This is a genomic window from Rhodocyclus gracilis (genome assembly GCF_009617575.1).
Classification (GTDB): domain Bacteria; phylum Pseudomonadota; class Gammaproteobacteria; order Burkholderiales; family Rhodocyclaceae; genus Rhodocyclus; species Rhodocyclus gracilis.
This window is the reverse complement of sequence record NZ_WIXJ01000006.1, coordinates 171,140-182,389: the sequence shown is the minus strand read 5'-3', so window position 1 is coordinate 182,389 and position 11,250 is coordinate 171,140. Positions and strand designations below refer to the sequence as shown.

12 protein-coding genes and 1 other RNA gene are annotated in these 11,250 nt (G+C 62.2%); 11 read left to right on the top strand and 2 right to left on the bottom strand.

Going from position 1 to position 11,250, the window contains the following annotated elements; genetic code table 11:
* The first annotated feature begins 320 nt into the window (after positions 1–320).
* The 11 genes from ffs to GHK24_RS09935 all read left to right on the top strand — a co-directional run bounded on the left by ffs (position 321) and on the right by GHK24_RS09935 (position 8,894).
* An RNA gene (gene ffs / locus GHK24_RS09985) (signal recognition particle sRNA small type) lies at positions 321–418 on the top strand.
* A 100-nt stretch (positions 419–518) separates the two neighbouring features.
* Entirely contained in the window at positions 519–2,276 is a 1,758-nt protein-coding gene (gene dnaX, locus GHK24_RS09980; RefSeq protein WP_153472719.1) for a DNA polymerase III subunit gamma/tau, read from the top strand.
* Positions 2,277–2,295: 19 nt separating this feature from the next.
* Positions 2,296–2,619: a YbaB/EbfC family nucleoid-associated protein gene (locus tag GHK24_RS09975; protein WP_153472718.1), complete on the top strand. Its 324-nt coding sequence runs from the start codon at positions 2,296–2,298 to the stop codon at positions 2,617–2,619.
* A gap of 55 nt (positions 2,620–2,674) precedes the next feature.
* Entirely contained in the window at positions 2,675–3,274 is a 600-nt protein-coding gene (gene recR, locus GHK24_RS09970; protein ID WP_153472717.1) for a recombination mediator RecR, read from the top strand.
* A gap of 123 nt (positions 3,275–3,397) precedes the next feature.
* Positions 3,398–3,994, top strand: coding sequence for a ubiquinol-cytochrome c reductase iron-sulfur subunit (gene petA, locus GHK24_RS09965; protein ID WP_153472716.1), 597 nt, complete (start codon positions 3,398–3,400; stop codon positions 3,992–3,994).
* 3 nt (positions 3,995–3,997) lie between these two features.
* Positions 3,998–5,299, top strand: a complete 1,302-nt coding sequence (locus GHK24_RS09960) for a cytochrome b (protein WP_153472715.1) — start codon at positions 3,998–4,000, stop codon at positions 5,297–5,299.
* Positions 5,296–6,021: a cytochrome c1 gene (locus GHK24_RS09955; protein WP_153472714.1), complete on the top strand. Its 726-nt coding sequence runs from the start codon at positions 5,296–5,298 to the stop codon at positions 6,019–6,021. Before GHK24_RS09960 ends, GHK24_RS09955 begins: the two co-directional genes overlap by 4 nt.
* An 86-nt stretch (positions 6,022–6,107) precedes the next feature.
* A complete protein-coding gene (locus GHK24_RS09950; protein ID WP_479725215.1) occupies positions 6,108–6,722 on the top strand; it encodes a glutathione S-transferase N-terminal domain-containing protein in 615 nt (204 codons plus the stop codon).
* 84 nt (positions 6,723–6,806) lie between these two features.
* The gene (locus GHK24_RS09945; protein ID WP_340642777.1) at positions 6,807–7,214 is read left to right on the top strand and encodes a ClpXP protease specificity-enhancing factor; all 408 of its coding nucleotides are present in this window, start codon (positions 6,807–6,809) and stop codon (positions 7,212–7,214) included.
* Positions 7,215–7,445: 231 nt separating this feature from the next.
* Positions 7,446–8,429: a DNA-binding protein YbiB gene (ybiB, locus tag GHK24_RS09940; protein WP_153472712.1), complete on the top strand. Its 984-nt coding sequence runs from the start codon at positions 7,446–7,448 to the stop codon at positions 8,427–8,429.
* A gap of 42 nt (positions 8,430–8,471) precedes the next feature.
* Entirely contained in the window at positions 8,472–8,894 is a 423-nt protein-coding gene (locus tag GHK24_RS09935; protein ID WP_153472711.1) for a sirohydrochlorin chelatase, read from the top strand.
* 23 nt (positions 8,895–8,917) lie between these two features.
* On the opposite strand, the gene GHK24_RS09930 is transcribed toward GHK24_RS09935, so the two are convergent.
* Positions 8,918–10,318: a sensor histidine kinase gene (locus GHK24_RS09930; protein WP_340666165.1), complete on the bottom strand. Its 1,401-nt coding sequence runs from the start codon at positions 10,316–10,318 to the stop codon at positions 8,918–8,920.
* Positions 10,311–10,997 carry a response regulator transcription factor gene (locus GHK24_RS09925; protein ID WP_153472710.1) on the bottom strand — a complete coding sequence of 229 codons (687 nt, stop codon included), beginning with the start codon at positions 10,995–10,997 and terminating at the stop codon, positions 10,311–10,313. The genes GHK24_RS09930 and GHK24_RS09925 overlap by 8 nt, the downstream gene beginning before the upstream one ends.
* Positions 10,998–11,250 lie beyond the last annotated feature (253 nt).

The window sequence follows — 11,250 nt, the reverse complement described above, 5'->3', positions numbered from 1 at the left end:
CGAAAGTAGGTCACCGCCAGGCTCCCATTCCGTCACCGCGCCCCTCATGCCCATAGGCATCGAGGGGCGTCGTGCGTGTACGCCCGCAATTCCAAAAAAACTGGCCTTCCGTGACAGCATCGGCGAACACCGCCACCGTTCTCGGCGATGGACGGTACACCTCCTCGAAGCGATGGCGCGAAGACTTGCGCGCGGAGCCTCTCCAGCGACAGTTGTACGAGCCTTTGTCTGCAGGCTGTTGGTGCGGCAGGGGGACGTTGGTCTCCCGCTGGCTTGCGCCGAGTGTCTTCTGCTGGCTGGTGTGTAGTACAATTGCGCTCGGCGGGTCTCCTCGCATTGTGGAGCGGTGAATCTGGTCAGGTCCGGAAGGAAGCAGCCACAGTCGCTTTTCATAAGTGCCGGGGTAAGGCTCGCCACTTTCGTTTTTGTGTCCGCGGCGCTTGGCGCCCCCTGTGGCGTGCAATCTGCCAGCGTTCCCTAAACGGCACTCGCTCCCCTCCCTCTGCTACTATCCGCGCATGAGTTATCAAGTTCTGGCGCGCAAATGGCGTCCCAAATCGTTCTCGACCTTGGTGGGCCAAGAGCATGTGGTCCGCGCCTTGACGCACGCCTTGACGGAGAATCGGCTCCATCACGCCTACTTGTTCACCGGAACGCGCGGTGTTGGTAAAACGACGCTGGCCCGCATCCTCGCGAAGTCGCTGAACTGTGAGCAAGGCGTCTCGGCGTCGCCGTGTGGGGTCTGTGCGGCCTGTCAGGAGATCGATGCCGGGCGTTTTGTCGACCTTTTGGAAGTCGACGCGGCGACGAATACCCGTGTCGAAGAGATGCGGCAGTTGCTCGAAAACGCCGTCTACGCGCCGACGCGGGGGCGCTTCAAGGTCTACGTCATTGACGAAGTACACATGCTGTCGACCTCGGCTTTCAATGCCATGTTGAAGACGCTTGAAGAGCCGCCGGAACACGTGAAATTCATCCTGGCGACGACCGACCCGCAGAAGATCCCGGTGACGGTCCTCTCGCGCTGTCTGCAGTTCAACCTCAAGCAGATGACGGTGCCGGCCATCGTGGCTCACCTGCAGTCGATACTCGCCGCGGAGGGAATCTCCGCCGAAGGCGCGGCCTTGTCCCTGTTGGCGCGCTCTGCGGGGGGCAGCATGCGCGACGCGTTGTCTCTCCTCGACCAGGCGGTGGCACATGGCGCGGGCGCGTTGCAGGAGGCTGGCGTGCGCGAGATGCTCGGTAGCGTTGATCTCGATCACCTGTTTGAGATTCTCGAAGCTTTGAGCGGCGACGATTCCACCGCCTTGTTGCACGTGGGCGAGGCGATGGCCGAACGAAGCCTGTCGTTCGATCTGGCCTTGCAGGAACTGGCGGCATTGCTGACGCGCATGCAGATTGCCCAGTTGGCTCCGGCGGCGGCCGCAGACGATGCTGAGGCCGTTCGCTTGCAGGCGCTTGCTGGCAGGTTCGATCCGGAGTTCGTGCAGCTTGCTTACCAGATCGTCATCCACGGACGGCGTGATCTTCCTTTGGCTCCGGATGCCGCATCTGGTTTCGTGATGACCTTGTTGCGGCTATTCGCGTTCAGGCCGGCGACGTCTGCTGATGTTGCACAGGCCGTACCGTCGACTGACCGACGCCGGGCTGAAGTGGCGCTGGTACGGCCGGCAGGTCTGATGGCTGCCGCCACTATCGCTCCCGTTGCGAAGGCTTCAGAACCTTCGCAGGTATTCCTGGCCTCCGAGTCGTCGCCCCGCTATGCGGCCGACCATTTGCCCACGGAGTCGTCGTGCGCGGATTCGCTGTATGCTCCGGTAGAAACGTCGGCGCCGCAGACGCCTTCTGCGTTGCCTCGGTCAGTGTCGATTTCACACGATGTCTCTGCCGGTAAGGCGGAGAACGCGGATTGGGCGTCGATCCTCAGCGAACTCAAAGTGGGACGCTTCGCGCGTGAACTCGGCCAGCACTGCGAGTTGCGCCGCGTGGAAGAAAGAGAAATCGTGCTGCGCCTTGATGCGGCTCAGAAACACCTCCTGATGGGCTCGGCGCAAGAAAAACTGCAGCAGGCCTTGGTAGAACACTTCGGGCGCCCGCTGCGCCTGAATATGGAAGTGGGCGACGTCGATGCGACGACGCCCGCGGAAACAACCCGGCAGCAGCGGCGCGAAAGTCATGATCGCGCACAGGCTGCCGTGGATTCCGATGGATTCGTCAGTGGAGCGAAAGATCTTTTTGGCGCGACGCTGCTCGAATCCACAATCAAACCCGTTTGACGAACGCGAGGAAACACCGATGATGAAGGGCGGAATTGCGGGGCTGATGAAGCAGGCCCAGCAGATGCAGGAAAATCTGAAAAAGGCACAGGAGCAACTGGCGCAGATTGAAGTGGAAGGCCAGTCCGGCGCCGGTATGGTCAAGGTCGTGATGACCTGTAACCACGAGGTGCGGCGCGTCACGATCGATCCCTCGGTGATGGATGATCGCGAAATGCTGGAAGACCTCGTTGCGGCAGCGTTCAACGCGGCGGCGCGTCGCTCTAGCGAGGTTTCGCAAGAGCGCATGTCCGGTCTGACATCGGGCGTCAGCCTGCCTGCCGGTTTCAAGCTGCCGTTCTGAAGAATGGCAATGCTCGCCGATTGTCTGAAATCCGGCGCTGTGGCGCTCTGAGCGAATGAAGGCAACCAACAGTCTCGATCATCTGATCGAATCGCTGCGCTGCCTGCCTGGCGTCGGGCCGAAATCGGCGCAGCGCATCGCTTACTATCTCTTGCAGCGTGATCGCGACGGGGCGGCGGCACTCGCTGCTGCGCTGATGCAGTCGCTTGAAACGCTGCGTCACTGCCAGCGCTGCAACACGTTGACCGAAGCGGATATTTGCGAACGCTGCCTTTCGCCGCAGCGCGATGCGAGTTTGCTGTGTGTGGTCGAGTCGCCGGTCGACATGAATATGATGGAGCAAACGCTCGCGTATTCAGGGCTTTACTATGTTTTGATGGGGCGTCTTTCGCCCCTTGATGGCGTCGGGCCGCGCGAACTGTCGCTCGAGCGAGTATTGGCACGTGCAAGCGATGGCGTGGTCAAAGAACTCATTCTGGCGACCAATTTCACCAACGAAGGCGAGGCTACCGCGCACTATTTGAGCGAAGGTGCTCGCGCCCGTGGGTTGAGTGTCACTCGCATTGCCCGTGGGGTGCCGGTAGGCGGCGAGCTGGAGTATGTCGACCCCGGCACGTTGGCGCAGGCCGTACGCGAAAGACGAAGTCTGGCGTGATTCGTGCTGGTGTTTCCGAACCGCGACAATCTTGGTAGAGTCCAAGCGCCCTTTCAATAAGATGGCTGAGGGGCGTATAATCGCTGGTTTTCAATTCCTTCCATAGTCCTAGGGATCAGCGCTATGAGCAATGAATGCAAAGTGGACGACGGCAGGCGACGTTTGATTTTCGCCACCGCCGCCGTCGGCGGAGTTGGAGCGATTGGCGCTCTTGTGCCCTTCCTGTCGAGCATGCTGCCGTCCGAGCGTGCCAAGGCAGCGGGTGCTCCGGTCGAAGTCGATGTCAGCAAGCTTGAGCCGGGTCAGATGATGACCGTCGAATGGCGCGGCAAGCCGGTCTGGATCATCAACCGTACTGAAGAAATGCTCGCGTCGCTGGGCAAGTTGACCGATCTGTTGGTCGATCCCAAGTGCGACGTGCCGCAGCAGCCCGAGTACTGCCACAACGAAACCCGCTCGATCAAACCGAACTACATGGTGGTCGTGGGTATCTGTACGCACCTCGGATGTTCTCCTGGGCAGAAGTTCAAGAGCGGTACGGTCGAAGGGATGCCGCCGGAGTGGCTGGGGGGCTTCCTGTGCCCGTGCCATGGCTCGACCTTCGACTTTGCCGGCCGTGTCTTCAAGAACAAGCCGGCGCCTATCAATCTCCCGGTGCCGCCGCACACCTATCTGGCCGATACGCGCATCCTCATCGGCGAAGACAAGAAGGGGGCTTAAGCGATGGCTAATACCAACTACGAGAAGTACAAGTCGGACGGCTCGGTTCAGGGCAACGTGCTTGAGTGGTTCGACGCCCGCTTCCCGGCGACCTCGATGTGGCGCGCTCACCTCTCCGAGTACTACGCGCCGAAAAACTTCAACTTCCTCTACTTCTTCGGCTCGCTGGCGATTCTCGTGCTGGTGATTCAAGTCGTGACCGGTATTTTTCTGGTCATGCACTACAAGCCGGATGCCTCGCTCAATGCCAGCGGTATTCCCGTGGCTTTCGCCAGTGTCGAATACATCATGCGCGACGTGCCGTGGGGCTGGCTGATTCGCTACATGCACTCGACCGGAGCGTCGGCCTTCTTCATCGTCGTCTACATGCACATGTATCGCGGCCTGATTTACGGTTCGTACCGTCAGCCGCGTGAGTTGATCTGGATCTTCGGTTCGCTCATCTTCCTCTGCCTGATGGCGGAGGCCTTCATGGGCTACCTGCTGCCGTGGGGCCAGATGTCGTACTGGGGCGCGCAGGTGATCGTCAATCTCTTCTCGGCCATTCCGCTGGTCGGTGAGCCGCTGTCGATCTGGGTGCGCGGTGACTTCGTTATCGGCGACGCCACGCTCAACCGCTTCTTCTCCTTCCACGTCATCGCGGTGCCGCTGGTGCTGATCGGTCTGGTGGCTGCGCACATTCTGGCGCTGCACGAAGTCGGCTCGAACAACCCGGACGGTATCGAAATCAAGAAGAAGAAAGACGCGAACGGCATTCCGCTCGACGGCATCCCCTTCCATCCGTACTACACGGTGAAGGATATCGCGGTCGTTGTCGGCTTCCTGATTGTCTTCTCGATCATCGTCTTCTTCGCGCCTGAAGGTGGCGGTTACTTCCTCGAGTACAACAACTTCATCCCGGCGGACCCGCTGAAGACGCCGCCGCACATTGCGCCGGTCTGGTACTTCACGCCGTACTACTCGATGCTGCGTGCGATGGTCTGGCCGCTGCTGGGTCTGGACGCGAAGTTCTGGGGTGTTGTGTTGATGGGCGCAGGTGTTCTGGTGATTGCCTTCCTGCCCTGGCTCGACAAGAGCCCGGTCAAGTCGATCCGCTATCGCGGCCCGATCTACAAGGGCTTCCTCGCCGCCTTCCTCGTCTCCTTCTTCATGCTCGGCTATCTCGGCGCACAACCGCCGTCTCCCGCCAGCGAAGTTCTCAGCCAGATCGGCACGCTCGTGTACTTCGCGTTCTTCCTGGCAATGCCGTGGTACACGAAGATCGACAAGTACAAACCCGAACCGGAAAGGGTGACGTTCAAATGAAAGCGAACTCACTGAAGACGCTGGTGCTGGCGTTCTGTTTCGCACCGCTTGCAGCCTTTGCCAACACCTCGGTGCACCTCGACCGTGCGCCTGATGTGCAGGGCGACCCGGCCGCGTTGCAGAACGGCGCGAAGATCTTCGTCAATTACTGCCTGACCTGTCACGGTGCCAGCCAACTGCGCTACAACCGCTTGACGGAGCTCGGTCTGACGGAAGAGCAGGTCAAAGATAATCTGATGTTCACCGCCGACAAGATCGGTGAGCAGATGAAGATCGCGGCCCGCCCGGAAGAGCAAAAGAAGTGGTTCGGCGCCACGCCCCCCGATCTGTCACTGATCGCCCGTTCGCGTGCATCCGGCGACGGCAGTGGTGCTGACTGGCTCTACACCTATTTGCGCTCGTTCTACCGCGACGAGAATCGTCCGACCGGCTGGAACAACGTGATTTTCGAAAACGTCGGCATGCCGCACGTTCTCTGGCAGCTGCAAGGCGAGCAGCACTTCGATCACGAAAACCACAAGCTCGAACTCGTCGTGCCGGGCCAGCTTTCTCCCGAGGAGTACGACAAGCAGATCGGTGATCTGGTCGGCTTCCTGGTTTGGGCAGCCGAACCGGAAGCGGGTTTGCGTAAGAAGATCGGCGTTGGTGTGCTGCTCTTCCTCGGCGTTCTCTTCGCCGCGGCGTATCTGTTGAAGAAGGAATACTGGAAGGACGTGCACTAAGTTTCCTTCCGCTCCGGAATTCCGGTTCGCGGCATCGTCGGCACGGAGGCAGGATTGCCTCCGTGTTGTCGCGATGCCGAATTTTTTTGAGGGTTAAGAACATGATGAACCTCTATTCGGGGACTACCTGCCCGTTCAGTCACCGCTGCCGCATCGTCCTGTACGAAAAGGGCATGGATTTTCAGGTGATTGACGTCGACGTCTTCAACAAGCCGGAAGATATTGCGGTCATCAACCCGCACAACCGCGTGCCCGTTCTCGTCGAGCGCGATCTCGTCCTGTTCGAGCCGAACATCATCAACGAGTACATCGATGAGCGCTTCCCGCATCCGCAGCTGATGCCGCCGGATCCCATCATGCGTGCGCGTGCGCGTCAGCTGCTGGTGACGATGGAGCGCGAAATCTTTGCGCATATCGAAGCGCTGGAAAAGAACCAGAAGGCGCACGCCGAAAAGGCCCGTCAGCAGATCCGCGATCGTCTGACCGAAATGGCCCCTGTTTTCGCCAAGCAAAAGCATATGCTGGGCGAAGAGTTCTCGATGCTCGACGTGGCGATTGCGCCCTTGCTCTGGCGTCTGGATCACTACAACATTGAACTGCCGAAGAGCGCGGCGCCGCTGATGAAGTACGCGGAACGCATTTTCAGCCGTCAAGGCTTCATCGACGCGCTGACGCCGTCGGAAAAGGCGATGCGCAAGTAGCAACTCTTGGCGTACCGGCGCACTGCAGCTTGCGCCGGTACTTCATGATGGTATATCGCAGTTTCAGCTGCCAGCGGAGTGACCGTGGACCTGCCTTCGACCAAGCCCTATCTGATTCGCGCCATCCACGAGTGGTGTAGCGACAACGGCTTTACCCCCTATCTGTCGGTGACCGTCGATTCGCGTACCGTGGTACCGCGCGAGTACGTACGTGACGGCCAGATCGTTCTCAACATCGGCCACGACGCCACCCATCGCTTGCTGATTGGTAACGACTGGATCGAGTTCCAGGCTCGCTTTGGCGGTGTCGCCCGTGACATCTCCGTGCCAGTCGGCACCGTGACGGCGATCTACGCACGCGAAAACGGCGCCGGCATGGCTTTCGATCCGGAGTTTGCCGACTCCTCCGACGACGCTGGCGAGGTCGAGACCGCACCCGACGACGACAAGACGCCGCCGCCAAGCCGCCCTCATTTGCAGCGAGTGAAGTAGTCGCGCGCTGCCCCGCAACGGGGCGGCCTCGCCGCCGGGCGCACCACCGTAGCGCCGCTGCGGCGAGGCTTTTTGCCGCAAAGCCCGCCTTTCCTTGTTCATGCTCTGGGCATGGCTATTGCTCTGCGTGGATAGAACCGACACGACACCGTCGCTGTCCACTGCGCGCCATACGGCCGGACGGATGACGAGATCGCAGGCCCGTTGCGCGGCACGCTGCCAGGAGGCGAGATGAACTACACCAGCATTATTCGCGACATCGCCAGCGGCGCCGAGGGCGCGCGCGATCTGTCCCATGAGCAGGCGCGCAACCTTTACGGCGCCATTCTCGATGGTGGCGTGCCCGACCTGGAACTGGGCGCGATCACGGTCGCCTTACGCATCAAGGGCGAAACGGTCGACGAAATGTCCGGTTTTCTCGCGGCGGCCAACGAACGCTTGCATGCCTTGCGCGCTCCTGCCGGGCGCGTACGTCCGGTGGTGATTGCGAGTTATAACGGTGCCCGGCGCAACGCCAACCTGACTCCGCTGCTTGCCTTGCTCTTGCAGCGCTACCGCGTGCCGGTACTCGTGCACGGGCTGATCGAGGGCTATGGTCGGGTGACCAGTGCACAGATCTTCCGCGAGTTCGGCATCCTGCCTTGCGCCAGTCGCATGCAGGCGCAGCAGGCGCTCGATGCCGGCGGACTCGCCTACGTGCCGCTGCCACTCCTCTCGCAAGGGCTTGCCGATCAGTTGGCTTTGCGCAGCCGCTTTGGCTTGCGCAATAGTGCGCACAGCCTCGTCAAGCTGCTGGACCCCTTCAAGGGCGGCGGCTTGTTGCTGACTTCGGCGACGCATCCGGACTACCTCGACAAATCGCGCGATCTGCTCTGTATGCACGGCACGCACGCCCTGCTGCTGCGTGCCACGGAAGGCGAACCGTTCGCTAATCCGCAGCGCCGGCCGCGCATCGAATACGTCCACGACGGCGTCTGCGAGCTACTCTTCGAGTCTGAAAAAGACAGCCTGAAGTCGCTGCCGAATCTGCCGGAAAGCCACGACGCCAAAACAACAGCCGACTGGATGCGGCGTGTGCTGGCGGGCGATCTTCCCCTGCCGCTGCCCATTGCGCACCAGTTGTCGGCACTCTTGGCGACCACTGGCTATGTCGCTGATCTCAATCAGGCTAAGGCGATGGTGGCGGTCGACGGCGCCGGGGCCTTACATGGCTGACGTCGTGCGGATCTGGGACGCCGCCTGCGCTGGGGCGTCTGCATGAGTCCGTCGGCAGACGCTCCGACGCTGATCCTCTTCGCCCACGGCGCGCGCGACCCGCAGTGGGATGCACCCCTGCACCGTATTGCCGCCGCGATCCGTGAGCGTTCGCCCGACCAGCGGGTGACGATGGCGTTTCTTGGCCTGCGGGCACCGACGCTCGACACCTGCGTCGAGACGCTGGTCGCCGACGGGCACCGTTCGCTACTCATCGTTCCGATCTTCGTCGCCAATAGCGGTCATCTCATCCGCGAAATGCCGCCGTTGATCGATGCCTTGCAGACTCGTTTCCCACAGGTGCAGATTGCGCTGGCGGATGCCGTCGGCGAGGCCGAACCGGTCGTGCAGGCGATTGCGACGCACGCCTTGTCCCTGCTGCTCACCTCCGAGACAACGCCAGCCAACGATTCGCTCGGCCCCTGAATCAGGAGTTGCTCAGGCGTGGCTCAATGGTCGCCGAGCGGCAGTTCGACCGTGAACATCGCGCCGCCCGTCGGACGATTTGCTGCGCTGAGGTGTCCGCCGTGGGCGCGGACGATGGCTTCCGATAGTGCCAGTCCCAAGCCGAAGCCCTGTGGCTGGTTCGCCCGCGCGCTGGCAGCGCGGAAAAAGCGCTCGAAGAGGTGCGGCAGGTCTTCCTCGGCAATGCCCGGCCCCTCGTCCGCCACCGTGATGCAGGCACGGCCCTCGCGCGCGCGAATAGCCACGCTGACCGTTCCCCCGGCCAACGAGAACTTGAGGGCGTTGTCGAGCAGATTGGCAATGACGAGGCGGGCGGGGGCGCGGGCGATACGCGCCGTCACCTCGTCGGAGGGCGCAAGGTGGAGGCGTATCCGCCGCTCCTGCGCGACGCTGTCGAGGCGCCAAATCGCCTCCTCGGTGACGGCGTTCAGGGAGACTGTCTCGGTGTCATTGCGCTCCTGGCCCGAATCGAGGCGGGCCAGCGTCAGCAGTTCCTCGACCAGCACGGTGAGGTGTTTGACCTCATCGCTACACGAACGCAAGGTGTCGACGTACTCCCGATTCTCCCGTGGGCGTCGCAAGGTGATTTCGATATCCGTGTGCAGGCGCGACAAGGGCGAGCGCAACTCGTGCGAGGCGTCGGCCGTGAACCGTCGCTGTGCTTCGAAGCCCTGTTCGATGCGTGCCAGCATGTCGTTGAGGGTGTCGACGAGGCGGCCGATTTCATCGTTGCTGCCCGGATGTGGCAGACGTTCGCCCAGCGTCGATTGCCCGATTCGCCGGGCGCGCCGCACGATATCGTCGATGGCCGAGAAGGCGCGTCCGGTCAGCAGCGTGCCAGCGGCACCGACGGCGACGATCAGCGCGACGCCGACGACGAAAAACAGGATGCCCGCCGCTTGCAGGACGCGATTGACATCGTCCAGCGAGCCGGCGACTTGCACTGCCCGCGCAGGGCCATTTCCCGGCACGAGCAGCGAGACTATGCGGATGGGTTCTTCGCCGTAGCCCGGCAGCGTTTCGAAGATGGCGCCACCGTCGGCCAGCCGGGCGAGCAGTTCCGGGGAGGCGGGTAACTGCGCCTCGCCAAGATTGCGGCTGCGGGCGAGGACGTGGCCCGTGCCGTCGACGATCTGCACCAGCCGGTCGAGGCGAACGAACGAGGGTGGTTCGGCGCCTCCCGTCGCTTCGTGCACATGCACGGGCCGACCGGCGCTGTCGTTCAGCATGCCGATCTCCGCCTCGGCGAGCGCGAACAGTGCCGCGTCGAGCTGGGCATGAACTGCGCGCGAGAATCCCCAGTAGCCACCGACGCCGGCGATGGAAAGGACCGTCAGGATGGCGGCGAAGTGGGCAAGCGCCAGCCGCTTGCGAAAGCTAAGCACCCTGATCTTCCTCGCTGGTCAGCCGGAATCCCCGGCCCCGCACCGTATGGATCAGCCCCCGCGTTCCCGGCGCGTCGACCTTGCGCCGCAGGTTGCTCATATGCGCGTCGATCAGGTTGTCGATCGCCAGCAGATCGGCTTTCCATACCTGTTCGGCGAGTCGCGCGCGGCTGACGACTTCGCCGGCGTAGCGCAGCAGCATGTGCAGGATCGCGTATTCCTTCTGCGTCAGATTCAGTACCGCGCCAGCCCGCGTCACGCGCTGCGTGAGCGGATCGAGGCTCAGGTCGTCGATGCCGAGAATCGTCGGGCGGGTGAGTTCGGAACGGCGCAGCAGCGCCCGTGCGCGTGCCAGCAATTCTTCAAAGGCGAAGGGCTTGGTCAGATAGTCGTCGGCGCCGGCATTCAGCCCCGAGACACGGTCACTCAGCGCATCGCGCGCCGTCAGCATCAGGATCGGCGTCGCCACTCCCCGTGCGCGCAGTTGCGAGCAGAGGCTCAGGCCGTCTTTGCCGGGCAGCATCCAGTCGAGGACGATCAGGTCGTAGTCGGCGACAAAGGCCTTTTCCTCGCCGTCTTCGGCGCTCCCCGCGATGTCGACGACGAAGCCCTCTTCGCCCAGCCCACGGGCGAGTAGCGCGGCTGCCTTTTTGTCGTCTTCTACCAGCAAAACCCGCATATCCCGTGACTCTGTTCCGCTGACAGCGCGATGTCGCGCAAAGGTGCGCAGTGTGCATCGTCCGTGTTCGCCGCACAACCCTCTGTTCCTGAAGAAAAATTCAGGAAATCTTGGGGAATTCTTGAGGCGTCGCTCGCTAAGCTGGCGCCCCGCCTGCCGGACTTCCTCCCGCAGGCCTGTGCACTGCGAACGACCGACCGAGCCGTTGCCCTGCGGCGGCAGCGCTCTCGCATTTTTCAATCCCCCGGCGATG